This is a genomic window from Egibacteraceae bacterium (assembly GCA_040905805.1).
Lineage (GTDB): Bacteria > Actinomycetota > Nitriliruptoria > Euzebyales > Egibacteraceae > DATLGH01.
In genome coordinates this window covers 1-25,873 of record JBBDQS010000154.1, presented here as the reverse complement: position 1 = coordinate 25,873, position 25,873 = coordinate 1, and the positions used below count along the sequence as shown (strand labels likewise).

At 70.7% G+C, this 25,873-nt stretch carries 27 protein-coding genes and 1 tRNA gene; 11 read left to right on the top strand and 17 right to left on the bottom strand.

Annotated elements, in window-relative coordinates; all coding sequences use genetic code 11:
- Positions 1-70 precede the first annotated feature (70 nt).
- A complete protein-coding gene (locus WD250_16600; protein MEX2621838.1) occupies positions 71-1,042 on the bottom strand; it encodes a pirin family protein in 972 nt (323 codons plus the stop codon).
- A gap of 199 nt (positions 1,043-1,241) precedes the next feature.
- On the opposite strand from WD250_16600, the gene WD250_16595 reads away from it, so the two are divergent.
- Entirely contained in the window at positions 1,242-1,652 is a 411-nt protein-coding gene (locus WD250_16595) for a hypothetical protein (protein MEX2621837.1), read from the top strand.
- Between the two features lie 12 nt (positions 1,653-1,664).
- On the opposite strand, the gene WD250_16590 is transcribed toward WD250_16595, so the two are convergent.
- The 3 genes from WD250_16590 to WD250_16580 all read right to left on the bottom strand — a co-directional run bounded on the left by WD250_16590 (position 1,665) and on the right by WD250_16580 (position 3,838).
- Complete coding sequence (locus WD250_16590; GenBank protein MEX2621836.1) at positions 1,665-2,072, bottom strand: YjbQ family protein; 408 nt, start codon at positions 2,070-2,072, stop codon at positions 1,665-1,667.
- A 294-nt stretch (positions 2,073-2,366) separates the two neighbouring features.
- A complete protein-coding gene (locus tag WD250_16585; protein MEX2621835.1) occupies positions 2,367-3,050 on the bottom strand; it encodes a hypothetical protein in 684 nt (227 codons plus the stop codon).
- Complete coding sequence (locus WD250_16580; protein ID MEX2621834.1) at positions 3,047-3,838, bottom strand: alpha/beta hydrolase; 792 nt, start codon at positions 3,836-3,838, stop codon at positions 3,047-3,049. Before WD250_16580 ends, WD250_16585 begins: the two co-directional genes overlap by 4 nt.
- A gap of 80 nt (positions 3,839-3,918) precedes the next feature.
- Between WD250_16580 and WD250_16575 the strand changes: the two genes are divergently transcribed.
- Positions 3,919-4,557, top strand: coding sequence for a helix-turn-helix domain-containing protein (locus WD250_16575; protein ID MEX2621833.1), 639 nt, complete (start codon positions 3,919-3,921; stop codon positions 4,555-4,557).
- A gap of 68 nt (positions 4,558-4,625) precedes the next feature.
- On the opposite strand, the gene WD250_16570 is transcribed toward WD250_16575, so the two are convergent.
- Positions 4,626-5,261 carry a NifU family protein gene (locus tag WD250_16570; GenBank protein ID MEX2621832.1) on the bottom strand — a complete coding sequence of 212 codons (636 nt, stop codon included), beginning with the start codon at positions 5,259-5,261 and terminating at the stop codon, positions 4,626-4,628.
- A gap of 47 nt (positions 5,262-5,308) precedes the next feature.
- Here WD250_16570 and WD250_16565 point away from each other — a divergent pair, with 47 nt between their 5' ends.
- Positions 5,309-6,526, top strand: a complete 1,218-nt coding sequence (locus tag WD250_16565) for an ATP-grasp domain-containing protein (protein ID MEX2621831.1) — start codon at positions 5,309-5,311, stop codon at positions 6,524-6,526.
- Between the two features lie 45 nt (positions 6,527-6,571).
- A complete protein-coding gene (locus WD250_16560) occupies positions 6,572-7,906 on the top strand; it encodes a CUAEP/CCAEP-tail radical SAM protein (GenBank protein MEX2621830.1) in 1,335 nt (444 codons plus the stop codon).
- A 40-nt stretch (positions 7,907-7,946) separates the two neighbouring features.
- On the opposite strand, the gene WD250_16555 is transcribed toward WD250_16560, so the two are convergent.
- From WD250_16555 to WD250_16540, 4 genes are all read right to left on the bottom strand, one after another.
- Positions 7,947-8,312 (bottom strand): SaoD/DsrE family protein, encoded by a 366-nt coding sequence (locus WD250_16555; protein ID MEX2621829.1) that lies wholly within the window; start codon positions 8,310-8,312, stop codon positions 7,947-7,949.
- Positions 8,313-8,373: 61 nt separating this feature from the next.
- On the bottom strand, positions 8,374-9,294 hold the full coding sequence (locus WD250_16550; GenBank protein ID MEX2621828.1) for a M48 family metallopeptidase: 921 nt from the start codon (positions 9,292-9,294) through the stop codon (positions 8,374-8,376).
- Positions 9,295-9,297: 3 nt separating this feature from the next.
- The gene (locus WD250_16545) at positions 9,298-9,855 is read right to left on the bottom strand and encodes a LemA family protein (protein ID MEX2621827.1); all 558 of its coding nucleotides are present in this window, start codon (positions 9,853-9,855) and stop codon (positions 9,298-9,300) included.
- 3 nt (positions 9,856-9,858) lie between these two features.
- The gene (locus WD250_16540) at positions 9,859-10,746 is read right to left on the bottom strand and encodes an oxygenase MpaB family protein (GenBank protein MEX2621826.1); all 888 of its coding nucleotides are present in this window, start codon (positions 10,744-10,746) and stop codon (positions 9,859-9,861) included.
- Between the two features lie 89 nt (positions 10,747-10,835).
- Between WD250_16540 and WD250_16535 the strand changes: the two genes are divergently transcribed.
- Entirely contained in the window at positions 10,836-12,239 is a 1,404-nt protein-coding gene (locus WD250_16535) for an AarF/ABC1/UbiB kinase family protein (protein MEX2621825.1), read from the top strand.
- 249 nt (positions 12,240-12,488) lie between these two features.
- Positions 12,489-13,772 carry a hypothetical protein gene (locus WD250_16530; protein ID MEX2621824.1) on the top strand — a complete coding sequence of 428 codons (1,284 nt, stop codon included), beginning with the start codon at positions 12,489-12,491 and terminating at the stop codon, positions 13,770-13,772.
- A 101-nt stretch (positions 13,773-13,873) separates the two neighbouring features.
- On the opposite strand, the gene WD250_16525 is transcribed toward WD250_16530, so the two are convergent.
- From WD250_16525 to icd, 3 genes are all read right to left on the bottom strand, one after another.
- Positions 13,874-13,945: transfer RNA gene (locus tag WD250_16525), tRNA-Cys, on the bottom strand.
- 15 nt (positions 13,946-13,960) lie between these two features.
- Entirely contained in the window at positions 13,961-14,182 is a 222-nt protein-coding gene (locus WD250_16520; protein MEX2621823.1) for a hypothetical protein, read from the bottom strand.
- A gap of 6 nt (positions 14,183-14,188) precedes the next feature.
- The gene (gene icd, locus WD250_16515) at positions 14,189-15,394 is read right to left on the bottom strand and encodes an NADP-dependent isocitrate dehydrogenase (GenBank protein MEX2621822.1); all 1,206 of its coding nucleotides are present in this window, start codon (positions 15,392-15,394) and stop codon (positions 14,189-14,191) included.
- A gap of 190 nt (positions 15,395-15,584) precedes the next feature.
- Here icd and WD250_16510 point away from each other — a divergent pair, with 190 nt between their 5' ends.
- From WD250_16510 to WD250_16500, 3 genes are all read left to right on the top strand, one after another.
- Positions 15,585-15,755 (top strand): hypothetical protein, encoded by a 171-nt coding sequence (locus tag WD250_16510; GenBank protein MEX2621821.1) that lies wholly within the window; start codon positions 15,585-15,587, stop codon positions 15,753-15,755.
- Positions 15,756-15,862: 107 nt separating this feature from the next.
- A complete protein-coding gene (locus tag WD250_16505) occupies positions 15,863-17,710 on the top strand; it encodes a glycoside hydrolase family 15 protein (GenBank protein MEX2621820.1) in 1,848 nt (615 codons plus the stop codon).
- The gene (locus WD250_16500; GenBank protein ID MEX2621819.1) at positions 17,707-18,138 is read left to right on the top strand and encodes a HEAT repeat domain-containing protein; all 432 of its coding nucleotides are present in this window, start codon (positions 17,707-17,709) and stop codon (positions 18,136-18,138) included. The genes WD250_16505 and WD250_16500 overlap by 4 nt, the downstream gene beginning before the upstream one ends.
- 148 nt (positions 18,139-18,286) lie before the next feature.
- Here the strand turns inward: WD250_16500 and WD250_16495 are convergent, their stop codons facing one another.
- The 5 genes from WD250_16495 to WD250_16475 all read right to left on the bottom strand — a co-directional run bounded on the left by WD250_16495 (position 18,287) and on the right by WD250_16475 (position 24,095).
- Positions 18,287-18,796: a hypothetical protein gene (locus WD250_16495; GenBank protein ID MEX2621818.1), complete on the bottom strand. Its 510-nt coding sequence runs from the start codon at positions 18,794-18,796 to the stop codon at positions 18,287-18,289.
- 65 nt (positions 18,797-18,861) lie between these two features.
- Positions 18,862-19,512 carry a DUF5701 family protein gene (locus tag WD250_16490; protein MEX2621817.1) on the bottom strand — a complete coding sequence of 217 codons (651 nt, stop codon included), beginning with the start codon at positions 19,510-19,512 and terminating at the stop codon, positions 18,862-18,864.
- A gap of 58 nt (positions 19,513-19,570) precedes the next feature.
- Complete coding sequence (locus tag WD250_16485; protein MEX2621816.1) at positions 19,571-20,296, bottom strand: class I SAM-dependent methyltransferase; 726 nt, start codon at positions 20,294-20,296, stop codon at positions 19,571-19,573.
- 43 nt (positions 20,297-20,339) lie between these two features.
- Positions 20,340-23,687: an acyl-CoA dehydrogenase gene (locus WD250_16480; GenBank protein ID MEX2621815.1), complete on the bottom strand. Its 3,348-nt coding sequence runs from the start codon at positions 23,685-23,687 to the stop codon at positions 20,340-20,342.
- Between the two features lie 258 nt (positions 23,688-23,945).
- Positions 23,946-24,095, bottom strand: a complete 150-nt coding sequence (locus tag WD250_16475; protein ID MEX2621814.1) for a hypothetical protein — start codon at positions 24,093-24,095, stop codon at positions 23,946-23,948.
- Between the two features lie 367 nt (positions 24,096-24,462).
- Between WD250_16475 and WD250_16470 the strand changes: the two genes are divergently transcribed.
- The gene (locus tag WD250_16470; protein MEX2621813.1) at positions 24,463-25,371 is read left to right on the top strand and encodes a LysR family transcriptional regulator; all 909 of its coding nucleotides are present in this window, start codon (positions 24,463-24,465) and stop codon (positions 25,369-25,371) included.
- Between the two features lie 117 nt (positions 25,372-25,488).
- Complete coding sequence (locus tag WD250_16465) at positions 25,489-25,770, top strand: hypothetical protein (protein ID MEX2621812.1); 282 nt, start codon at positions 25,489-25,491, stop codon at positions 25,768-25,770.
- Positions 25,771-25,873: the final 103 nt, after the last annotated feature.

Sequence of the window (25,873 nt, the reverse complement as noted above, 5' to 3'; positions counted from 1 at the left end):
CCACGTGCGTCCGCGGGCAGCAGGTCGCAGACCGCCATGAGGTGCTGACCCGGGCGCCCTGACGGGCCGGCTAGCTCTCCGACGGGGCGCGGACCGCCGGGATGCGGCCGAAGCGGCCGGACTGGAAGTCCTGGTACGCCTCGAGCACCTCGGCCTTGGTGTTCATGACGAAGGGGCCGTAGGCCACCACGGGCTCGCGGATCGGCTGCCCACCGAGGACGACGACCTCGAGCGTGGGGCTGCGCGACTCCTGCGCCTCGTCGGCGGTGACGGTGATGGTGTCGCCCTCGCCGAACACCGCGAGCTGGCCCGATCGCAGCGGCCGGCGCTCCGAGCCCACGGCCCCGCGGCCGGCAAGCGCGTAGACCAACGCGTTGAAGTCCGGGCGCCACGGCAGGGTGAGCGCGGCACCGGGCTGCAAGGTTGCGTGCACGACCGCGATGGGCGTGTGGGTGGTGCCCGGCCCGGTCTGCCCGGCGACCTCGCCGGCGATGACCCGCACCAGCCCGGCGCCGTCAGCCGAGGCGAGCAGGCCGACCCCGCTGCCCCGGATGTCCTGGTACCTGGGCGCGACGAGCTTGCTCGACCCCGGCAGGTTGACCCAGAGCTGGAAGCCGTGGAACAGCCCCCCGCTGACGACCAGCTGCTCGGGTGGGGCCTCGATGTGCAGGATCCCGCCCCCGGCCGTCATCCACTGGGTGTCGCCGTCGGTGATGAGGCCGCCGCCGCCCTGGGAGTCGTGGTGCGCCAGCTGCCCGTCGATGATGTAGGTGACGGTCTCGAAGCCTCGGTGCGGGTGCCACGCCGTGCCCTTGGGCTCCCCGGGGGCGTACTCGACCTCGCCGATCTGGTCCATGTGGATGAACGGGTCGAGCGCGCGCAGGTCGACCCCCGCGAAGACCCGCCGAACGGGAAAGCCCTCACCCTCGAAGCCGCTCGGTGCCGTGGTCACCGAGCGCACGAGCCGCGGACGGGCCAGGGCCGGGTCCGGGGACGGCACGCGCGGCAGCAGCGCGAGGTTCTCGACGGCGATCGCGGGCATGGCAGCTCCTCGTGCGGACATCGGTGGTGGGACCGGTCTTCATGGCCCAACACCGTTGGTCGCGCGCACATTCCGGGTACACGGACCTGCAGGGCCGGACGTCCCGGACGCCAGGCCCATCCACCACCGCCGCCGCTCCGAAGCACCGCTATCCCAGCGACCAGCCCACCGACGCCCCCAAGCCAGGAAGGCATCCCCTATGCAACGCAAGCCCGCCGTGGACACGGCGCTGTACCTCCCCGACCACCTCCTGGAGATCTACCAGGAGGACGCCGCCCGGCAGGTGGTCGACAGCTGGGCCACCCGGCCGGTCCGCACCGCGCCGCCGTCCCCTGCCGGCCTGGTCGAGCAGGCGCCCGACGGCGCCCAGCCCCGCACGCGGGACACGATGCTCACGGTCGCTGCGATCCTCGCGCTGCTCGGCTGGACGGCGTGCACGGGCTGGTGGACCTGGCTCGCCATCGACACCGGAGCCACCATGTGGACCGCGTTCGCCGGCGTCGGCATCGCCTCGCTGGTGATCGGCACGATCCTCGCGCTGCGGTTCCTGATCGCCGACTCCCGCGCGCGTCCCGCCCACCCCCAGACCGAAGCTCCGCAAACGGGCTGACCCTCGCGGACGTTACCCGCGCAGGAACGACAGCCGAACGGTGCGGTCGGGGTTGTCGCGGTTGGGGTCCACCAGCACCACCGACTGCCAGGTGCCCAGGGCCAGGCGCCCGTCGAGCACCGGCACCGTCAGCGAGGACGACACCAGCAGCGGCAGCACGTGATCCGCGCCGTGGCCCGGGCTGCCGTGGCGATGGGTCCACAGGCTGTCGTCGCGCGGCAGGATGCGGTCGAGTGCCGTCTCCGCATCGGCCTCCGTGCCGGCCCCGGTCTCGATCAGGGCCACCCCCGCGGTGGCGTGCGGCGCGAAGACGTTGCACAGGCCGTCGCCCTTGCCCGCCAGCCAGGCGCCGATCTGTGCGGTCAGGTCGGCGCAGGTGAAGGCCTGCGTCGTGCGCACCGACAGCGTGGTGGTCTCCATACCCGCGCAGCCTATCGGCCAACGGGTCAGCGTACGGTTGCCCGCACCGAGCGCGGGAATCCTTGCCCCTGGCCCCGCCACGGGCCCTCCGCTACACCGTGCACGGTCAACCTTCCCGCGCGGGCGCGGGATTCTCGGGCCGATGGGGCCGCCAAGGCCCCTCCCGGGATCAGCCGGCTTGCTGATGCGCGTACAGGAACGTCGTTGGGGTCGCAGGTCGCATGGTCGTTCAGCGACGCGGCCTCGGCGGGCCTGCGAGACCTTCGTCAGGCGTCGACGAGCGGGGCCGTGAGCTCAACGGCGAGCGAGCTGCACGTGGTGGATCTTGATCCACACGAGGGTCGGGAAGGGAAGGGGCCGGCCGAGCCGCGGCGTCACCCGGCGGGTCGTGCCAACCGGTACACCGTCGAAGGTCTCATACGAGGTGATCGCCTGGGTCGCGCGCGCCCAAGGCCCGAACGTCGTGGCCGTGTAGTCGTGGCGTCGGATCAACCCGTCCGGGCCGATGTGCAGCGTCTGGACGCTGCTGTGGCCGACGATGGTGCGCGGGAGCCGGATCCGGAGTCGGCGAACACCGCCAGCGTCAGGTGGGCGGTCCACTCGCTCGGCGCGGTGGAGCAGGAGTGGCAGGGTCAGGTATGTCCAGAGGGCGGCTGCGGCGAAGGCGCCGAGGTCTTCCGGCTGCCACCGAAGCCGATGCGAACCGGAGCGAAGGGCGACGAGCCGCGACTTCAGCTCGCCGCTGTCGCCCACGCTCAGCGTCCATGGCCTCGGTGAGTCGCCGGTGAGCGTCACGTGCTGGCGGGTCGGGCTCAAACGCGCCTCGACGCTGACCAGCGCGTCGGGTTGACCCTTCGTCGCGAAGGCAAGCCCGCCGCTCGAGAACCAGACCGCGATCTGATCGGCCACGGCCAGGGAGGCAGCGCCGTGCGCGTCCGCGACTTCGCGGGCCAACTCGACCGCGGCGCCGTTGGTCATTGGCTGAGCGAGGTCGCGAAGTTCGCGATCTCGCGAGCCACCTCGGTGGGGCGCTCGTGTGGCAGGAAGTGACCAGCGCCCTCGAAGAGAGACAGGCGCCCGTTGGCGACGGTGGCGGTCCGCTCTCCCTGGACCACCGGGAAGAAGGCATCTCGGTCGCCCCACCCGACGAGCACCGGCACGGCGATGTCCTCCAGCGCTGCGGCGACGGGTGCGTACAGCTCCTCGAGGCGCGTGAGCGCACCGGAGAAGATCGCCGCGATGGTCCGTCGCTGACGGCGATCGCCGAGGTACACCCCGGCATCGGGTGGCGCCGATCCAGGCCCGGTTCCCTGGCGGAGCATGACGGCGAGCGAAGGTCCCGAGAACAGCAAGCGCGAGAAGAGACCACCGATGACGGGTGCGGTGGTGAGCGACAGCGGGAACGGGATCGGCGTGTCCGGAAAGGTGTTACCCGACAGCAGTGATACGGCGGACACGAGGTCGGGGCGCGCAGCGGCCAGCAGGACACCAACGGGAGCACCGAAGTCATGGCCCACCACGGTGGCGCTGACCACACCGACGTCATCGAGCAGGCCCTCCAGCGCGGCTGCCTGGGCCGCAGGCCCGACACTGTCGATCGTCGGCCTGTTCGGCCCGTCGCTCGCCCCGAACCCGACGAGGTCGGGCGTCACGACGTCGAACGATCCGCTCAGGCAAACCTCCACCCGCTCCCATGCCCGACCTTGTCCCGGGATGCCATGTACCAACACCACTGTCGGACCGTCGCCGTCGCGTCGGTAGGCCATCCCATTGCTCGCTCGTAGCATGGCGCCGTTCCCTCTACTAGCAATTCTTCTACTAGTAATTCTATAGTAGACTATGGGACGTGACGCCACGCAAGTCGTACCGTCAGTTCTGCGGCCTCGCCCGGGCGCTCGACCGAGTGGGGGACCGCTGGACTTTGCTCATCGTGCGCGAGCTGTCGCTCGGGGACCAAAGCTTCCGCGACCTCGCAGCAGCGCTGCCGGGGATCAGCCCGTCGCTGCTCACCAAGCGTCTGGACGAGCTCGCCGACGACGGGCTCGTCGTGCGCAACGACGCGCCCCAGCGCTCGAAGCACGTCGAGTACCGCCTCACCGACGACGGCCGATCTCTCCAACCGGCGATCATCGAGCTGATTCGCTGGGGCAGCAGGTGGATGGTGAGCGGCCCGGGCGACGATCGGGTCGACGCCCGGTGGGCCCCCCTGGCGCTCCGGGCGTTACTCGAAGGGCAACCAGCTCGTCGGGGCCGCGTCCACCTCGACGTCGACGGCGTCCACGTGACCATCGCCAGCTCTGCTGGGCGTCGGCAGGTCACCGCCGGCCGTCACGGGCGTGCCGACGCCACCGTCGCCGCCCCGCTGCCGGTCCTCCTCGCGGTCGCCGCGGACGCCCTGGCGCTGCAGGACTCCGGTGCCGCGGTCTCGGGCGACACCGCCGTCGCTGGCGCGCTCGTCGCCGGCGGTGGAGGTGCGCGAGCGTGACCGTCGAGCTCGCCACGTTCGTCGTGGAGCAGCTTGCCGGCGGCGGGTGCGCTTGCCGGCGCCCCTCCCTACTTCTTCGACTTCTCGAAGTAGGGGTTCGTGCCGGAGGCGTGGTCGGTGACATCGACGACCTTGGCGATCTCGGGGACTGCTTCCCGCAGCGCCACCTCGATGCCCTGGTTCAGCGTCACCGACGCCATCCCGCAGCCCTGGCAGCCCCCGCCCAGACGCAGGTAGGCGGTGTCACCCTCGACGGCCACGAGCTCGGCGCTGCCGCCGTGGGAGGCGATCGAGGGGTTGATCTGCTGGTCCAGCACCTGGATCACCCGCTGGGGCACGTCACCGGAGAGGTCGGCGGTCGGCATGGTGCCCACCGCGGGGCTGGGACTGGGCGTGTTGGGGTTGTCGACGAAGATGCCGCCGGTCTCCAGGTCCCCGGTGCGGTCGAGCGTCGCACCGCGCAGGGCGTCGACGCTGCCCGCGGGGACCACCACCGCCAGGTCGTCGTGGTGCTGGACGACGTCGTCGGCCTCCGCCCGGTCGACGAACTGCAGGTACATGTTGTACTGGTACTCGCCGCCCTGCGCGCCCGTGACCTCGAGCCACAGCGCCAGCTTCTCGGCGTTGGGGTCTCGGGAGCGGAAGGACAGCGCCTTCTCCCGGGCAGCCTCGGTCACGGTGATGACCGCGTCGTGATCGGTCATGGTGCAGCGCTCCTCCATCGGGGCCTTGTCGAACTAGCCTAGCGTGCATGCCCCGTGTGCTGCTCCTCCTTCCCTCGTCGACCTACCGGGCCGGGGACTTCGTCGCCGCCGCCGAGGTGCTGGGCGCTGAGGTCGTGGTGGCCTCCGACCGCCGCCAGGCCCTCGCCGGCCTCATGGGCGAGCGGGCGCTGCGGGTCGACCTGCGCCACCCGGAGAAGGCCGCGGAGACGATCGTGGACGCCGCGGCCCGGGTCCCGATCGACGCGGTGGTCGCCGTCGACGACCAGGGGGTACTCGTGGCGGCGCTGGCCGGTGCGCGCCTCGGCGTAGCGCACAACCCCCCCGCGGCCGTCGCTGCCACCCGGGACAAGGCCGCCCTGCGACGCGCCCTCGACGTCGCGGGGGTGCCGCAGCCGGCCTTCCGCGTCGCCGGCCCGGATGACGACGTCGCGGCGCTGGCGTCCGCGGTCGGCCTGCCGTGCGTGGTCAAGCCCCTGTCGCTGTCGGCCAGCCGCGGTGTGCTGCGCGCCGACGACGCCCGGGCAGCGACCGCCGCGGCCGCGCGCATCCGGGCGCTGCTCTGCCACGAGGACGCGGGCGACCAGAGCCTGCTGGTGGAGCGCTACCTGCCGGGCACCGAGGTCGCCGTGGAGGGCCTCCTGCGAGAGGGGCGCCTGGTGGTGCTCGCCCTGTTCGACAAACCCGACCCGATGGAGGGGCCCACCTTCGAGGAGACGCTGCTGGTCACCCCGTCCCGGCTGCCGCGCACGACCCAGGCGACCATCACCGCCACGGTGGCCGACGCGACCGCCGCGATCGGGCTGCGGGAGGGACCGGTCCACGCCGAAGTGCGGGTCGGCCCCGGCGGTGAGGTCGGGATGCTGGAGGTCGCCGCCCGCTCCATCGGCGGTCTGTGCTCGCGGACCTTGCGCTTCGGCCTCGGTCTGTCGCTGGAGGAGGTGATCCTGCGCCACGCGCTGGGCCTGCCGCTGGACGCGCTGGCGTCGGCCTACGACGCCTCGGGCGTGCTCATGCTGCCGATCCCCCGCGCGGGCACCCTCTCGGCGGTCCGCGGCCAGGACGCCGCGCGCGCGGTGCCCGGCGTGGTCGACGTGGAGATCACCGTGCCCATCGGGCGGCCGGTGCAGCCCCTGCCCGAGGGCGACCGGTACCTGGGTTTCGTGTTCGCCCGGGCCGCAAGTCCGGCTGCGGTGGAGGGTGCGCTGCGCGCCGCCGGGGACCATCTCGACGTGGCCATCGAGTAGGCGGGCCCCCTGCGCCCATGGGGGAGGCGGACGTATGGTGGCACGGTGCGCGTCCTGCTGATCTCCACCTACGAGATGGGCCACCAGCCGGTCCACCTCGCGTCACCCGCCGCCGCGCTGCGCGCCGCCGGGCACGACGTGGCGTGCCTGGACCTGTCGGTGCAGCCGTGGGACCCCGACGCCGTCGCCGCCGCCGACGCGATCGCGTTCAGCGTGCCCATGCACACCGCGATGCGCCTGGCGCTGCGCGCCGCCGCACAGGTCCGCACACTGCGCCCGGGGGTGCCCGTGTGCTTCTACGGCCTCTACGCCCCGGTCAGCCGGGACACCACCGTCGGGCGCCTGGTCGACCACGTCTTCGCCGGCGAGTACGAGCCCGCGCTCCTGGCGTGGGCCGGCGGCGCTGGCGTGCAGCCGACCGTGCAGCTCGGCCGCGGGCGCGGGGTGTTCCAGGTCCCGGCCCGGGACCTGCTGCCGCCCCTGGAGCACTACGCGCACCTGGCGATCGACGGCGAGGAGCGCCTCGTCGGCTGCGTCGAGGCCACCCACGGGTGCAAGCACGTGTGCCGGCACTGCCCGGTGCCGACCGTGTACGGCGGGGCCTTCCGGGTGGTGGACGAGCAGGTCGTCGCCGCCGACATCGACCAGCTGGTCGCCGCCGGCGCCCGCCACATCACCTTCGCCGATCCCGACTTCCTGAACGGGCCGTCCCATGCCATGCGGGTGGTGCGCACCCTGCACGCCCGCCATCCCGGCGTCACGTTCGACTGCACGGTCAAGGCCGAGCACATCCTCGACCACGAGGACCTCTGGCCCGAGCTGGCCGCGGCAGGGTGCCTGTTCGTCGTGTGCGCGATCGAGCTGGTCAACGACCGGCTGCTCGCGCTGCTCGACAAGGGCCACACCGCCGCACAGGCGGGCGCGGCCGTGCACCTGCTGCGCCGCCACGGCATCGAGCTGCGGCCGTCGTTCCTGCCCTTCACGCCCTGGACGAGGGTGGGCGATGTCGCGGACATCCTCGACTTCGTGATCGTCCACGATCTGATCGCCAACGTCGACCCGGTGCAGTACTCGATCCGGCTGCTGCTGCCCGAAGGCTCCCTGCTGCTGGACCGGCCCGAGCTGCTCCCCCACCTGGGGCCCTACGACCCGGAGCGGCTGACGTACACGTGGACCCCGGCAGACCCGGCCACCGACGCGCTGCAGGCGGAGCTTGCCGCGCTGGCCGAGGCCGGCGCCACGCGGGGCGAGCCCGCGGGAGCCACCTTCCTGGCCATGAACGCCGCGGTTCGCCGCGCGGCGGGGGAGCCCGAGCCGGAGGCGATCCCGGCCGGGGCCACCGACGGGCGGCCGCGGCTCACCGAGCCGTGGTTCTGCTGAGCGGAGCCGACCGAGGGCCAGTTCGGCCCTCTCGGTGGCGCTACAGGGTGATGACGTGGTCGGGGGGGTTGGCCGCCAGGGCGGCGTAGAGATCCGGGAAGCACCCGACCTGCACGCCGGCGACGGTGCCCGCCACCTTGCAGTCGCCGACCTCGCCCTGCGCCAGCCCGCGCTCCAGCGCGCAGCGGTCGCACATCATGAGCAGCATGCCGGTGTCGGCGGCGACCTTCGCCAAGCGCTCGCCCACCGGGTCACCGGCGCGCAGCACGTAGTTGTTGTCGTCGAAGAACATCATCCCGACGACCTCGACGCCGTGCCGGTCGTCCTCCAGCTGCGGCAGGATCATCTTGCCGAGCTTGTAGCTGGCGGTGTGCCCGGACGTCGAGAACACGTAGGCGACCTTCATGGGGCGCTCCTCGCAGATTTGGGGATGACCTGCAGCCTAGGCCATGACCCGCCGGTGGATGTCAGCGGTAGCGGGAGTCCCCGGCGATGGCGCGCAGCGCCTCGATGCGGTCGGGAACAGGCGGGTGCGTGGAGAACATCTTGGTGATCCACCCCGGCTCCTTGTCGCTGGGCTCCTCGATCCACAGGTGGGCGGCGAACCCGTGGGCGAAGTCCACGCTCGTGTGGTCGGCGTCGAGGACCTCCAGCGCGCTGATCATCGCCTCCGGGTTGCGGGTGAGGCGCACGGCGTTGACGTCGGCGTGGGACTCGCGGCGGCGCGAGATCGCGAAGCGCAGCAGCAGCGCGAAGATCGGAGCCAGGATCAGCACGGCCAGGCCGAGCAGCATGATCGGCCCGCCGCCACCACCTCGACCGCCGCCCCGGCGCCGTCCACCGCCGAAGAAAAGCAGCCGCAGGGCCACGCGGCAGACCACCAGGATGACGCCCACGAGCACCGCCGCCACCACGCCGATCAGCGAGTCACGGTTGCCGATGTGGGACAGCTCGTGGGCGGCCACGGCCTCGACCTGCTGGCGGTTCATCTTCTGCAGCAGCCCCGTGGTGAAGGCCACCACACCCTTGTCAGGGCTGCGCCCCGTCGCGAACGCGTTCGGGGCGGGGTCGTCGATCACGTAGACCGCGGGCATGGGCAGCCCCGCGGCCAGGGCGAGGCCCTCGATGATGTCGGGCAGGGTGCGCTCCTCGGGGACCGCGGGGTTCGGGGCTCGTGCGCGCAGCGCCGACAGCACCGCGCGGTCCGCAGCGAACCACGAGAAGATCAGCACCCCGACGATGACGGCGATCGCGATGTAGGCCGCGCCACCGCCGCCCCCGAGAAACAGCACCTCGAGCGCCAGCGCCAACCCGACCACCAGGACGGTGAACCCCACGAAGAGCACGACGGTCATCCACCGGTTGCGGGACAGCTGGTCGTAGAGCACGGGTCACTCCTCGAAGCGGGCGTCGATGACCCCGCGCTCGTCGGACCTGGCGGCGAAGAACGGGGGTTCCTCGAACCCGAGGGGGCCGGCGAGCCACACGCCCGGCACGGACTGCGTGGCGTCGCGCAGCGACTGCACGGTGTCGTTGTAGAGCTGGCGGCTGAAGGCCAGCTTGTTCTCCGTGGCGACGAGCTCGTCGTGCAGCGCCCGGAAGCGCTCGTCGGCCTTCAGGTCGGGATACGCCTCGGCCACCGCCATGACCCGCCCGAGCGCGGCGGTGACCTGCTCGTCGGCGGCGGCCTCCTCGGAAGCGGTGCGGGCGGCGACCCCCTGGGCGCGGGCCGACGTGATCTCCTCGAGGGTGGCACGCTCGTGGCGCGCGTACGCGGAGACCGTCTCCACCAGGTTGGGGATGAGGTCGTGGCGGCGGGCGAGCTGCACCTCCAGGTCGGCCTGGGCGCTCTGCACCCGGTTGCGCAGGCGGACGAGGCGGTTGTACATGAGCAGCACCACAAGCCCGACCGCGGCGACGGCGGCGACGGCGATGCTCCCGGGGCCCACCGGCTACCCCGTCCCGACCAGAGGTCGGCGGTCGCTCAACGTCGGCGGTCGCGGCGCGGGTCCGAGCTCGCGGATGCGGTAGCCGGCGGGGTAGGACGGCGTGGGCCGGTCGGTGTGCCAGAACGGGCGCCGCCGCGCCGGAAGCGCCCGCACCGCCCGCGCCCTCGTGCGCAGGGTGCCCTCCACCAGCCGTCGCTGCGCGGGTGTCGGGTGCGGGAAGGCGAAAGCGTCCAGCAACGGCTCGTCGAGCAGCGCGTAGATGGCGTGGGCGCCGAGCGGCCACAGCCCCCTCGGCAGGTACCAGGACAGGAACAGGTCACGGGTGGCACGCGCCACCGCCGCGCCACCCCGGCTGTAGCGAAACCGGTCCGACTCGTACGCGGCGTTGAAGGCGAGGAGCCCGTCGAGGTCGCCGGGGATGGCGGTGATACCCATGCGCTGTCCGACCTCGCGCCAGAACACGTATCCGGCCTGGCGCTCGATGCGGCTGGCCGGGCGCCATCCGAACCGCTCGTTCCATCGGATCGGCTCCGCGACGAACGTCGACAGGACGTAGCGCAGGTCGTCGTCGGAGATCTGGAAGCGCCGGTGGATGGTGTTCATGCGCTCGAGCGCGGCCGAGCCCCGCGGCGAGTCGTAGCCCCATTCGACGAACTCGGCGATCATCAGCTTGGTGTCGTCGTAGCGCCGCTGCGCCGACCGGGTCAGCTCACCGGTCCGGGCGAGCAGCCCACCGATGCTCGGCACGGCATAGGTGCGGAACAGCGCCATCTCCAGGGCCCTGGTCGTATCCCACGGGAAGTCCCACGCCGCGCTGAGCCGCACGATGCGCTGGTGGTCACGCTCGACGTCGAGCGACTGGACCAGGTCGAGGATGCGGAACTTGTCCATCGGGAACCTTCCTGCGGCGAAGGCCAAGCATAGGGGCTGCCCCAGGCCGCTGGTCCCGCCCGCCGCCCGCGCACGGCAGACTGGTGCGCATGCCCGACCAGCAACCGCCCCGCCGCCGGTCGCCCCCAGCGGACCTCGGCGGGCGCGCCCAGCGCGGTGCCAGGCTGGCGAAGCTGTCGGCCTCGACCAGCGCCGGGTACCTCGCCTCACGGGTGCGGGGCCTGCGCGACAGCGACCTCGCCGACCAGCGGTTCCATACGGAGACGGCGGCCAAGGTCGTCGAGCTGCTCGGGACGATGAAGGGCGCGGCCATGAAGGTCGGGCAGATCGCGAGCTTCGTCGACCTCGACCTGCCCCCCGAGGCGCAGGCGACCTACCACGAGGCGCTGTCCACGCTGCGTGACGCGGCGCCCCCGATGGAACCCGAGCGCATCGCCGAGGTCATCACCGTCGAGTTCGGCGCCCCACCCGATGAGGTCTTCGCGTCCTGGGACCCGGTCCCCCTGGCCAGCGCGAGCATCGGTCAGGTCCATCGGGCACGCCTGCCCGACGGCACCGAGGTCGTGACGAAGGTCCAGTACCCGGGGGTCGCCGAGGCCGTCGAAGGCGACTTGGCCAACGCCGAGGCTTTCGCGCCGATGGCGAGGATGATCTCCCCCAACCTGGAGATCCGTCCCCTGATGGAGGAGATGCGCGAGCGACTGGTCGACGAGTTGGACTACCAGCGCGAGGCCGAGTACCAGTCGGCCTTCCACGCCCGTTACGACGGGCACCCGTTCATCGTCGTGCCCGCCGTGTACCCCGACTACTGCCGACCGCGGGTCCTCACCAGCCAGTACATCGCCGGGCTGGACTTCTCGACGATGCTCGGGAGCGCCGACAAGGCCGAACGCCAGCGCTACGGCGAGATCATCTACCGGTTCGTCTTCGGCTCGCTGAACCGCTTCCGGCTGTTCAACGCCGACCCCCATCCGGGCAACTACGTCTTCCCGGGTGACGGGAAGGTGGCGTTCCTCGACTTCGGCAGCGTCAAGCTCTTCTCCCGGGACGTTCGGGCGGTCATCCAGGCCCAGCTGCGGGCCGTGATGGCCCACGACACCGACGCGCTGGTGCAGGCCCTGGCCCAAGCGGGCTTCCTGCCGCCGGGCCACCGCTTCGACGAGCACAAGCTGATGGCGTGGTTCCGCTTCTTCAACGAGCCCATCGTGGACGACCGGGAGTGGTCGTACACCCCCGAGTTCGCCCGCGAGGTGATCCGGGCCACCACCGACCCCCGGGCCGGCTACGTCGACCTGTTGCGCAAGCTGAACCTGCCGGCCGACTACCTGCTGCTGAACCGTATCCAGTGGGGGGTCAACTCCATCCTGGGGCGTCTGCAGGCGCGGGCCAACTGGCACCGCATCGCCCTGGAGTTCTGCGATGGTGCCCCTCCCGAGACCGCACTCGGCCGCGAGGAGGAGGCGTTCCTCCACGGCTCCCCCTACCTCGCCTGACCGGCGTCCGCCCTGTCCGCACCTGTGCTGCCGGACATGTCTTGGCATGTCCTTGATCCGCTAGTCTCCCCCGGCACTGCAGGAGGACGGCGACAGCGAGTTCCCGGGCTGCGCGAACGGCGCGTCACGACCAGGGCCAGGCGTCGTTAGGCGTTACGAAGGGGTTCAGTCCGGAAACGGGAGGGCCTGGGTCTCTCCAAGGGGTTGCCTGCCATGAGAGGGTTGCCTGCCATGAGAGGGTTGCCTGCCATGAGATTTCGCGTCGCCGTCCTGCTGCTCGGTGCGCTGCTGCTCGCAGCGGCCCCAGTCGGCGCCCAAGACCTGCCCGAGACCGGCGACCTGCTGCCGGGCGACCTGGTGCCGGGCGGCGGCGATGCCGCCGAGACCACGACCACACCCCCGGCGTCGACCGCGGGGGCGTTCGCCGGCGTGGCCAACGCCACCGGGCTGGACCTGACCCTCGCCGGCGAGGGCCTGACCATCGGTGCGACCGACGCCAGGGTGCAGTCGGGGCCCACCGTGGACGGCTGCCCCGAGGGCCAGGTGGCGTGCTCCAGCGCCGCCGGCGAGCTGCTCCTCGGTGAGACCGCGGAGGCGTTCTCGCCGGGCAACGAGGGGCCGAGCGCCGCGACGGCGTTCGAGCTGCCGCCCGAGCTCGAGGAGCTGCTGGCGCTGGACATCGGTGTGGCCACCGCCCGGACGTCCACCGCGCCATCGGCTGACGGCGACGCCGCTGCCGCCACGCTCTCCCTGAACGCGAACCAGCCGCTGGCAGATCTCCTGCCGTTGCAGGACCTGCTGGAGGGGGTGTCCGACACCTTGCTCGGCGCCATCGCGGACGCGGACCCGCTCGGCGGCCTGGGGGCCACGCTGAAGGAGCAGGTCGACTTCATCGCCGAGAACCTCGACGAGGTCCCCCTCGCGACCGTGGCGGTCGGCCCCTCGTCGTCGGCGTCGAGCAACGCCGCCGGTGTCACGCGCGCGTCCGCGACGGCGCAGGGAGCCAAGCTCATCCTCGTCCCCACTCCGCTCCCGGAGCTGATCGACGTCGGGATCGAGGGCCTCGTGATCGTCGAGGTCGGCCAAGCCTCCGTGGACGTCTCCTCTGACGCCACGACCGGGCAGGCCAGCGCCGACCCGGCCATCGTGCGGGTCAGCGTCCTTGACCCCGCAGCCCTGTCCTACGACGTCGTCGAGCTGGTGCCGGGCGCCGTCGAGTGCCTCCTGGCCGACACGCCGTTGCAGATCTGCCTCAGCCTGGCCGGCAGCGAGATTGTTCAGGACGGACCGAACGCGGCGGCGTCCGCCCAGGGCGTGCAGATCCGAGCGCTGGGCGACCCGCTGCCCGAGCTGGTGCTGACTCTGGCCGCGGTCGAGGCGGGCGTCAGCGCCGCGCCGGCGGCACCGCCTCCCCCACCACCCCCGACCACGACCCCGCTGCCCGTGACCGGCTTCGCGTTGATGCTGCCGGGCCTCGCGCTGATCGGCGTGGGTGGGGCCACGTTCCTCGCGGTGCGGCGCGCACGCGCCTAGGCGCCACCCGCGGGACGACGAGGGCCGGGCCTCGGCCCGGTCCTCGTCGCAATGCTCCCCGCTCACCGTCCTGGAGGCGACAACCCCAGGGATCGGGTGCGAGGCCGGGGCGGGAATCGAACCCGCGAATAACGGATTTGCAGTCCGTTGCCTTACCACTTGGCTACCCGGCCGGCTGCGACGCCAGTCTAGCGATCCTGTCGACCGCGAGCCTGCCGGCGAGCCCGGCGCAGCGACTCCTCGACCAGCAGCGCCCAGCTCAGCCCGGCCAGCATGCGGCTCAGCCGAGGGAGCGCGCGCGACCGTGTCGGGTCGATCGCGCGGAACCGCCCAAGGCGCGTGAAGTGCCGGCCGATGCGCTCGTCGGCTTGGAGGCGCGGCGCGCGCCGGGCGGCCCCTGGGGTGCGCACGAGGCGCTAGCCCATCCGCTCGACCATGGCGTCGGCGAACTCGCTGGTCTTGACCAGCGTGGCGCCCTGCATCTGGCGTTCGAAGTCGTAGGTGACCACCTTGTCGGCGATGGCCGCCTCCAAGCCGGTGATCACGCGGTCCGCCGCCTCGTCCCAGCCGAGGCGCCGCAGCATCATCTCACCCGACAGGATCACCGACCCGGGGTTGACCTTGTCCTGGCCGGCGTACTTGGGGGCGGTGCCGTGGGTCGCCTCGAAGATGGAGTGGCCCGTCTCGTAGTTGATGTTGCCGCCGGGGGCGATGCCGATCCCACCCACCTGCGCCGCCAGCGCATCGGACAGGTAGTCGCCGTTCAGGTTCATGGTGGCGATGACGTCGTACTCGTCGGGGCGGGTCAGCACCTGCTGCAGCATCGCGTCGGCGATGACGTCCTGCACCAGCAACCGGTCGCCGGGTCTGCCGCCGGAGTCCTCCCAGCTCACAGCCACGTCGGCGAACTCCTCGCGGACCAGCTCGTAGCCCCAGGACCTGAACGCGCCCTCGGTGTACTTCATGATGTTGCCCTTGTGGACGAGCGCGACGTTGCGGCGGTCGTGCTCCAAGGCGTAGGTGATCGCCGCACGGATCAGCCGCTTGGAGCCCATCTCGCTGATCGGCTTGATGCCGAGGCCCGAGTCGGGCCGGATGTCCCAGCCGTACTGCTCGTGGAGGAACGCGATCAGGCGCTTGGCCTCGTCGGTGCCCTCCTGCAGCTCCTTGCCCGCGTACACGTCCTCGGTGTTCTCCCGGAAGATCACCATGTCGACCTTCTCGGGATGCTTCACCGGACTCGGGACGCCGGTGAACCAGCGTACCGGCCGCAGGCACACATACAGGTCGAGGATCTGACGCAGTGCCACGTTGAGGCTGCGAAACCCCTCCCCGACCGGGGTCGTGAGCGGCCCCTTGATCCCGATGAGGTAGCGGCGGAAGGCCTCGACGGTCGCTTCCGGGAGCCACTCACCCGTCTCGTCGTAGGCCTTCTGGCCGGCGAGGACCTCGGTCCACGAGATCCGCCGTGCCCCGCCGTAGGCCTGTTCGACGGCGGCGTCGAACACGCGCACCGCGGCCGCCCAGATGTCGGGACCGATGCCATCGCCCTCGATGAACGGGACGATCGGCTCGTCGGGCACGGTGAGCCCCTCGGGACCCCGGGTGATCTGCTCGGCCATGCAGTTGCGCTCCCGTCTGGATGCGGTCCGGCTGCCGCGCAGCATACCGACCGGATGGCCAGGTCCCCCGAACACCTAGGCGGACAAACTTCCAAAACACTGAAATAGTCCCTTGGCAGGTCACCTGATCTGAGGAAGAATCGGGCTCCACCACTCGACCCCAGACCGACGCACCCCCAGGAGGGTCACCATGGAGCACCCGCTGCGCCCCACGCTCGCCGATCGCGCGTTCCTCTTCGACGACCCCGCCGCCTACCTCGCCGGCGTGGATGCGGCGCTGCGCGCCATTGCGGAGCTCGAGAGCACCCGGCTGGACAGCCACGAGCACTCGGCAGTTCCCCGCACGAACACGTCCCGGTAGGCAACCGGCGGCGTCCGGCTCCCCGGAGCGACGGCGGCGGGGCCTGGTTGACGCGGTACGTCCTTTCGGCCATGTTGGCGTCCTTGGCGTGAGAGCAAGGACGCGCGGTGACGGACACGCATGCAGCGGCGGGGCGCGGGCCTGCCCCCGATGGTGCCGACAAGCCCATCGAGAACTACGCGGTGATCGGCGACATGCACACCGTCGCCCTGGTGGGCATGGACGGCTCGATCGACTGGTGCTGCCTGCCCCGCTTCGACTCACCCAGCGTCTTCGCGGCCATCCTCGACCACGACCGGGGCGGGTACTTCAAGCTGGCGAGCGTGCAGCCCGGGCGCAACAAGCAGATGTACCTGCCGGACACGAACGTGCTGATCACGCGGTTCCTCTCCGCCGACGGGGTCGGGGAGGTTGTCGACTTCATGCCCGTCGAGGACGACCCGGCCGAGAAGGTCCACCAGATCGTACGGGTGGCCAAGGCCATCCGCGGCACCGTGCGGTTCCGGCTGGAGTGCGTCCCCGCCTTCGACTTCGCGCGCCGGCCCCACACGGTCGCGCTCGAGGGCCGGGGCGCGGTGTTCGAGGCCGGGGAAGACCGCATGGCGCTGATCAGCCGGTTCCCGCTGGCGCGCAACGGCGACGGCGTCGCCGTCGAGTTCACCCTCACCGCGGGGGAGTCCACGACCTTCGTGTTCCGCCAGATGGAGCCCGGTGCACACACCGACCTGCTGGAGGCGCGGCTCGTCGGTGAGGACCTGCTGCGGCGCACCGTGCGCTTCTGGAACGACTGGCTGGCGGGCAGCCACTACACGGGCCGCTGGCGCGAGATGGTGCATCGCTCCGTGCTGGCGCTGAAGCTGCTGACCTACCGCCCGACCGGGGCGATCGTCGCGGCTCCGACCACGAGCCTGCCCGAGGAGATCGGCGGGGTCCGCAACTGGGACTACCGCTACACGTGGATCCGCGACGCCGCGTTCACCCTGAACGCGTTCATGCGGCTGGGCTTCACCGAGGAGGCCGCCTGCTTCATGGAGTGGCTCGAGGGGCGGGCGGCGGAGGGTGCGGCGAACGGCCCGTTGCAGATCATGTACCGCATCGACGGCGGCCACGACATCCCCGAGCAGACGCTTGACCATCTCGACGGCTACCGCGGATCGCAGCCGGTGCGCGTCGGCAACGCCGCGGCGCAGCAGATGCAGCTGGACATCTACGGCGAGCTGCTCGACTCGGTGTACCTCTACGACCAACACGCCGCGCCGATCTCCTACGACCTGTGGCTGCACCTGCGCCGGATGCTGGAGTGGGTGGCCGACAACTGGGAGCGCACCGACGAGGGCATCTGGGAGGTCCGCGGCGGACAGCAGCAGTTCGTGTTCTCCAAGGTGCAGTGCTGGGTGGCGCTGGACCGCGGCCTGCGGCTCGCGGCCAACCGCAGCCTGCCGATCGACCATGCCCGCATGGTGGCCGAACGCGACCGCATCTACGAGACGGTCATGGACAAGGGCTACGACCTGACGCATCGCAGCTTCGTGCAGTACTTCGGCACGGACGCCCTCGACGCGAGCAACCTGCTCATGCCGCTGCTGCGCTTCGTCTCGCCCACCGACCGGCGCATGACAGGAACGCTCGAGCGAACGATGCGCGAGCTGGTCTCCGACAGCCTCGTCTACCGCTACGAGATCGGCCGGGGCGCCGGGGACGGATTGACCGGCGAGGAAGGCACCTTCAACATCTGCACCTTCTGGCTCGTCGAGGCCCTCGCCCGATCGGGACAGGTGGAGGAGGCGCGCTTCATCTTCGAGAAGATGCTCACCTACGCCAACCACGTCGGGTTGTTCGCCGAGGAGACCGGACCGATGGGCGAGGCGCTGGGCAACTTCCCACAGGCGTTCACCCACCTCGGGCTGATCAGCGCCGCGTTCGCCCTCAACGAGGCGCTGGAGGCGCAGCCGTGACCGAGGGGGCCACCTACCTGGACCGACCGGTGGCGCACTGGGCGACGCTGCTCGGCAGTGACGATGCCCTCGACCGGCGGCTGGGCGCCCATGCGCTCGGCGAGATTGGTCCGGGCGCGCACGACCAGGTCGGCGGGCTGGCCGTCGCGCTGGCCGATCCCGTCCCGTTCGTGCGCGTGTGGGCCGCGGCCGGGCTGGCTCGGGTCGACCCGCAGCACAGCGCGGTGATTCCCGCGCTGGTGGAGGCGACCGGCGCGGAGCAGGCCTTCGTGCGCAGCCTCGCCGCATGGACGCTCGGACGGCTCGGTCGCGAGCGCGGCGGCTCCGAGCCCGCCCTCGCCGCCTTGCGGCGCCTGCGAGCCGACGACGACCCGAGTGTCCGCGCCGAAGCCGAGCTTGCCCTCGTCCGCGTCACCCCCCACCCCTGACCACACCGGGCCCGGAGCGCCCCATCACGCCGGCCGGCTCAGGCCTCTGACCATCGTCTTCGACGCCCGTCCGGTCCCCGACCCTCGGTTACCCGGCGATCCGGCCTCCATCGTTCCCATTCTCGGGTCGTCGACCTGCACGCCGCGCCTATCGCAGGGTAGCGTCGTACACCTGCTCGGCGGGCAGGCTCAGAAGATGGTCGGCCGTCTCCTGTTTGAGGCGCGCGACGGCCTCGGCCTCGGCGGGTGTGTCCACCCCGCGGCAGACCCGATCGACGAAGTCGTCGGTGGCCAGCCCGGCACGCAGCTTCACGTCGACGATCCGGTCCTCGTACAGGAGGCGGAAGAAGAACCGGCCGTGCGGGGCCCGGGGCGCGTCGTCGGGCGCCAGCTCTGGTGCCGGTCGGTAGCGCTCGCCGGTCACGGCCCGGGTGACCATCTCCAGGGCGTCACGGGCCCCGTCCCCGGCGAACGCGCTGTCGACCCAGATGCCGTAGCGCTCCGGCGGCGACCCGTCGCCCAATAGCGGCAGGGCGCGCTCCAGGGCCTTGAAGCCATGCGCCAGCCCCGCGATGGAACTGCGCCCGTGGTACTTCACCAGGTCGTCGAAGGAGATGGTGACCGGCTCGCCGTGATCGAGCACCTCCAGCGTGGACATCATGGCTCCTCTGCGACGGGTTGATGAAGACCCTACCGCTCCGACGTGCTCAGCCCGGCGCCGACTCAGACCCGGGCCGGCGCCGGTCGCTCACCCCCTCCGCCGGCCGCCATGCGCGTCTCGGCGTTGGCGACGCCGAGCCAGTCGTGCGGGTTGCCGTCCCAGCACCACCCCAGCTTCGGAGCCTTCCCTGAGATCCATAGAGCCGGTACGCGCCGGTCGCCGTGACGCGAGCCGGACAGCATGAAGCACGCGTTCTTCTCGAGGACCTGGGGGTAGAGCAGCACGAAGGCGATACCCTCCGCAATGGTCAGCGGGCTACGGCCCCGCTCCAAGATCATCGGCAGCGCGTCTCGAGGGGGCACACCGCGGACCTCCTCGCCGCGATCGACATCGACCAGGGCATAGACCGGCGCGGGTGGGGAACCCACCTCATCGATCGGGCGATACGGGGCCAGGCCCTGCTCGCCGTGGTTGCGGTCCAGCACGCCCGGAACCGATCCCCCAGCGAGGCGCAGCAGCGGCACCTGCTGCTCGACCGCGGCCATGTCGGTCACAGGGCCGCCGGAGGCCACGAGGACGAAAGGGGCGCGCCCCTGCGTCGGATCGTCGCTCATACAGTCCCGCAACGCCGGCCGAAGCGTCTCAACGGCCTCGGTGAATGCGTCGTCTGCGAGTCCGACGAGATTCGGCAGTCCATGCTCCACGAGCACCACCCGCTGCCGGTCCAACTCACCGTCGATGTTCGACACTGCCGACCTCCTCGGCATCGCACTAGGCGGGGGCAGCCAGTGCCGGGCCGGGCTCGCGGCGGCACCGCACGAGGGAGTCGATCGCCGTGCGCGCCCCCTCCTCGGTGTCGACCTCGCGGGTGACCTGGTCGGCGCGCTCGACCACCAGACCGGGCAGCCACTGCACGAGGGTTCCCGCGTCCCACAGGATCGAGGGGTCCGGGGGCCCGCCGTATCCGTGCCCGGCGTTGTCGCGGTCATGACCAACGGCTACGAGCAAGCCGCCCGGAGCCACGGCCCCTGCCGCGGCTCGCATTGCGCGGGCCAGGGGCGTTGCTGGCAGGTGCAGGTAGGCGACGACCACGGCGTCGAAAGCCGCCGGTGCCGGCTGCCAGACGGTCACGTCCTCGACCAGCCAATGGACCTCGACACCGCGGGCACGTGCCAGCGCCCGGCCCTTGTCCAGTGCGACGGGGGAGAAGTCCACCGCGGTGACCGTCCATCCGCGCTCGGCCAACCAGACGGCGTTGCGCCCCTCGCCCGCCGCGACGTCGAGCGCACGGCCCGGGGCGATACCGTCGAGCTCGGCAGCGACGAAGCGGTTGGGCTCGGCCGTCCAGAGCAGCTCCGCGTCACGGTAGCGGGCGTCCCAGTCCCCGGCGCTCATCATCGCTGTGTCGATCTCCTCACGCTTGTGGATGGTGCAGTGTAGGAGTCCGTCGCCGACGAGATCGCCGCGTTCGGCAGGTATGACCCTGGTCGAACCCAACCGCCGGCTGGTCGTCCACGTCACCCGCGCACGCGACCATCTCTCACTGGCTCGGTTGTCCGATCGGGGCGGCGAGCAGTGCATTCGGGATTCCGAACGCATCGACGAGGTCGACCGCGTGGGGCCGCAGCTCGGAGCACAGACGGTCCACCTGTCTGATGATCGCGCGTGACTTGTTCGCCGCGAACAGGCCCTGTTCGAGGTACCAGGCGCGGTGCCGTTCCAAGTGAGACAGCGCGTACAGGTCACAGATGCGGGACAGCGGGATCACGAGGCCCTGGTCGCTGCAGCCCTCGATCGCCGTGGTGAACCGTTCCAGCACGATCCGTTCGACGTGGGATCTGGCCACCTCGACGACCCGCGTCTGATCCCGGATGAAGGCGGAGTGCGGGTCCGACCCGTCGTCGAGGGCGCGCTTCAGCCGGCGGGCGAGGTTGGTCAGTTGCACCTGCTCGCGTGCCCGGAAGACCTCGAGGTGAAAGGAACGGTCACGCAGGTGCGCCTCGTCGGTGCGGCGACTCGCGGGCGTGGGGATGATCGCTGACATGACCCTACCGACCAGGAAGCGGCCCATCGCCGCGAGATCCATGTCCTCGAACTGCTGCTTGAAGTCGGTCAACAGGGTCTTGGTGAGCAACTGCATCAACACCGTGTTGTCACCCTCGAAGGTGGTGAGGATGTCGCTGTCGGCCTTGAGGGCGCCGAACCGGTTCTCCCACATGTATCCCGCGCCGCCGCAGGCCTCACGGCACTCCTGGATGGTGGCGGTGGCGTGGGTGGTCGCCATCGCCTTGAGCCCGGCCGCACGCGACTCCAGTTGCATCCGCTCACGAGGATCGGCGTCACGCGATCGCAGGAGGGAAACGTAGTCGTCGGCGAGGTCACGCAGGGCGAAGTGCAGCGCATAGGTCGTGGCCAGCGGGATGATGAGGCGCCGCTGGTGCGTGCGGTAATCGAGCAGGGGAGTCTCGGGTCCCGAGGGGGGCGCGAACTGGCGGCGTCGCTCGGCATACCGGGTGGCGATGGTCAGCGCGGATCGTGCTGCGCTCACACCGACCAGGCCGACGGCGATGCGGCCCTGGACGAGGGTCGAGAACATCGTGAAGAACCGCTTCGTCGGGGAGGCGAGCGGGCTCTTGTAGACGCCGTCGATGCTCACCTGGCCGTAGCGGTCGAGCAGCGCGTCCCAGGGCACCTGGACCCGGTCGAACCACAACCGGCCGTTGTCGACCCCGTTGAGGCCGGCCTTGGCGCCACAGTCCCCGATCCGCACCCCCGGCATCGGATCGCCGGACTCGTCGCGGATCGGAACCAGGAACGCATGGACCCCGCGATCCGCCCCCTCGACCTCCAACTGCGCGAACACCACGGCGAGCCGTCCGTGTGCTGCGGCGTTGCCGATGTACTCCTTGCGTGCGTCGTCGTCAGGGGTCGTGATCGTGAACCGCTGAGTGGCGGGCTCGTAGACGGCTGTGGTGCGGATGCTGCGGGCATCGGAGCCGTGGCCGAGCTCCGTCAGGGCGAAGCACCCAGGCAACCGCAGCTCGCCGGCCGACCGCAGGTAGCGCTCGTGATGCCTCGACGTGCCGAGGTGGAGGATGGCCCCACCAAACAGCCCGAACTGCACGCCGTACTTGGTGACCAGGCTGAGGTCGTGCTCGGCCAGCGTCTCGATGACGGCGATCGCGGCCGCGGGGTCATCCTGACCACCGACGTCCCGGGGGAAGGCGAGCAACCCGAGTCCTTCCTCGGCGAGGGCGCGACACCAGCCGAGGACCCGTTCGCGATACTCGTCTCGGGGTAGGTCCGGGTCGCGCTCGAAGCCGGGCGACGCCAGCAGTGTGCGGACATGATCACGTACCCCGCGCTTCTCCCCGGCCAGGAGTTGCTGCATCGAGGAAGCATCGACCTCGATCGGCTCGTGCCCGACGAGCCGTGCGGCCGCCTTCCCATCTCCAGCAGCGGTGACCTCCTCGCTGGCGGGTGGCCGAACCCCCTCGGATCCTTCGGTCGCAGCGGTCTCGTCTGCAGAACGCGATGCATCTGGACCGGCCCCGACGTAGGTCCCGGTCACGAGCAGTTCGCCGTGTTCATCGAGCAGTTCGAAGTGGCTCGCACCAGCACGCAGCGTGACGGTCGTGCCCGCGTGGACGGGTGCGAGAAAGCTCGTCTCCAGCTGGGTCGGCGCCTGTCCATCCAGCTCCGTGACGTGGCGCAGCACGAGGTTCAGCACGCACAGGTGCTGAAGGAACGGCTGGTCGTGGCCCATGAGCCGGGCTCCAGCTCGACTGGTGTGCGCCGGACCCAGGTTGCCGGACAGACGTCCGTACCTGACCCCGAGGTCGTCGGTCAGCACGAGCCCACGCTCGCGCAGCTGCGGACCGTGATCAGCGAGTCTCGGCCCGTTGGAGCTCGACACAGCCGCAGGTGGCTCGCCGCCGGCGGGTCGACGGGGCTTCAACCTGCTGACGGTGGTCCGATCGACGTTCGCGACCTCGAAGGTGTCAGTACTCGTGACCGGGTGGGTGGCCTCGGCCGTGGTCACCCGGGTCACCACGACCACCTCGACCCGGCCGTCGGTCAGCGGCACGAGCTCGGTCGTCTGGACCTCCACCCGGTAGGTCTCGCCGACCTGCAGCCCACCGGGGGACGGCATGGTCAACCGGGTGCGGCGATGGGACAGATTGCGGAAGTTGATCCCGAGGTCCTCGGCGAGCTCCATCAGCAGCGCGGTCCACGCGGTGACGTAGTAGGTGTAGGGGATGCCGGGACCGTCAGCCGGGGAGTCGAAGAGCTCGTCCCATCCTTGTGCCTCGTCCCCTGAGAGGGTCAGCTCGGCGCTGTAGACCGGCTGCTGGGACCCGGTCAGCAGCCGTTGGCGCCGCAGCAGGTTGCGAGCAGTCGTCAGGTAGTAGCGGGCGAGGTAGGCGCGCATCCCCGCCGCATCCTGGGCGGTGGCCACCGACCGCTTTGCGGTGGCCTCGGACCGCTGCTCGTTCTGCTCACCCCGCATCGAGCTCAATTCGCGGGCTAGGCCGCGACACAACGCGAGCCCGACCTTCCCGTCCTCCTCGATGAGCGAGATGAGCTGATTCTCACCGACCCGTAGGAGCCGGCAGGGCTCAGAGGCGATGACGCTCGCGCTGCGCCGATCGCGCAGCAACGCGGCGAGTTCGCCGAAGCTGTCGCCAGCGCGCAACGTGCCGACGTCCAGGCGGGTGCCGCCCTCGAGTCGCACGCTCACGCTGGCGGTCCCCGACAGCAGCACGTACAGATCGGTGTCCGGGGCTCCCTCCTCGACGATGGTCTTGCCGGGCGCGACGTCGACGGCTTCGGCATCGATGACTACCCGCTGTCGCTGCTCCGTGCTGAGCCCGCGGAACAGCCGCACCGTTGCGAGTTCGTTCGCCGTTGCCGCTGGTTGCTTGCCCGCCGCGCCCATGATGGTTCCTTGCGTCCCGCGGTTGGCTTCGGGCTACGCGATCGCCAGGCGGCGGCTCGGGTGTTGTGGTGCGAGCAGCGTCCGCGCGCTTGCCGTTCCTTGAGTCCCGTGCGCGTTGAGCCCCACGTCGGCCAGGATCCGCTGCCCGGCACGCCTTGACGTAGAAGGTCTCCCTGGGAGCAACCGTCCTTCTGGCATGCGCACAGGCTACGCGAGCCGGCACAGGGCGTACACCCCTCGGCTATGAGTGGGTTGGCTGGTGACGGCGGCGATGAGGTCGAAGTCCTTGTCGAGGTGCAGGACCGTCAATCCCGCCAGCTCGGCCGTCGCAGCAACGATGAGATCGGGGACGGACACCGCACGGTGGTGGCGTCGTCGGCCAACAAGACCTGGACTGCGGCTGCGCGGTCCTCGATGCCGGGGGTCTGATACTCCACCGGCATCGCGGATAGCGGGGGACGGTACTCGGTTCTGGAGATCCCCAGACGCTTTGCCCGGGCGTCGATCGCGGCGAGGACCTCGTCAGGCACGTCGCGGATGAGCAGGTCGGTCGTCCTGACACTCAGCCCACCGGCGCCAGCTGGTGCAGCAGATGCTGACCGCCGCCGGCCGCTACGTCGCAGGGGTATCCGGTGGCGGAGCGCGATCGCATCGCGCCTGCATCACGAGCCGACACCGAGAGCCGTTACGCTTCGGGCGTGCGAACTGGCGATATGATCACGCTATGACTGAACGTCTCAGCTTGGAAGGGCTGCGGTACGCGCGGGCGGTCGCAGAGAGCGAGTCATTCAGCGCCGCAGCGCGGGCCTACGGCGTCACACAGCCTGCCCTGTCCAACGGGGTCGCGAAGCTGGAGGAACGCCTCGGCGACCGGTTGTTCGACCGCTCTACCCGTGGGGTCACCCGCACGGCCTTCGGCGCGCGAATGCTGCCTCTGATCGATCGCGCGCTCTCTCAGCTGGACGCCATCACCGCGGAGGCTCGGCGGCTAGCCGAGCCGCGCAAGCACAGCCTCCACATGGGGGTCTCGCCGCTCATAAGCCCGCAGTTGGTGGCGAGGGCGTTTGCTGCCGCGTATGAGCTTCCGGAGCCGCGGGACCTGGTGCTTCGCGAGGCCAACATGAAGGAGTTGCGGGAGGGCTTGCTCGCCGGGGAACTCGACGTGATCCTGATCCCCTCCGTCGAGCCGTTGCCGCACTTCCAGCACCGAATCATCGACTCCGAGGCCGTGGTCGTCGTGGAGGCCACACCCGCAGGACCTGAGCCCGTCGAACTCGCCGACACCGTCGATGACCCCTTTATCCTCGTGCCGGACTCGTGCGGGCTGACCACGTTCACCACTCAGCTCTTCGACGCCCACGATCTGCCGATGAACACCTATCCCGGTGAAGCGTCGAGCTACCGAGTGTTGGAGCAGTGGGCGAACCTCGGGTTGGGAGCGGCCATCCTGCCGCAGTCCAAGCTCAGTTCGCCCGACGCTCCACACCGGCCGCTGCACGACGGCGGCGTCGAGATCGAGATCTTCTACGAGGCAGTCTGGTACCAAGGCTCGGCGCTCGAGCCGGACATCGATGCTCTGACCAGCCTGGTGGCTCAGGCGGCATCGAGCGTCGATGATGACGGCCAGCAATAGCGAGCAGTTATATCCTCATTCGCGGGCCGAGCCTACCGGAGCAGGCGGGACCGCAATAACGTGACCGGGAACCCGGCCGTCCGCCGGACAGACTGCGACACGGAAGTGAGGCACGCTATGGCCTATCTCGAAATCACGTTGAAGGTCGATGACCCCGATCGCCAAGCTGCGGCGAGAGTCTACGAGCAGTACAAGCAGCCGTTCCTGGACACCATCGCCGGTGCGACCAGCAAAGAGCTGCTCATCCGAGATGAGGACGTCCAAGTCCTCCACGGTTTCGCGTCCACCGACGACGCACAGGCGTACCTGTCCAACGAACTGTTCACCAAGGACGTCGTGGGCGGTCTGTCGCCGCTGCTGAAGGCCGACCCGGAGATCCGCATCTACGCGACCGCGTGACGCCCCGGTCAACCTCCGTCGCTGAAATGGCCCGTGCTGCGCCAGTGTGTCTCACGTTCCGCAGGTCGGTTGAGGGCTTGAGCGGCAATTTCTGGTGCGGGGT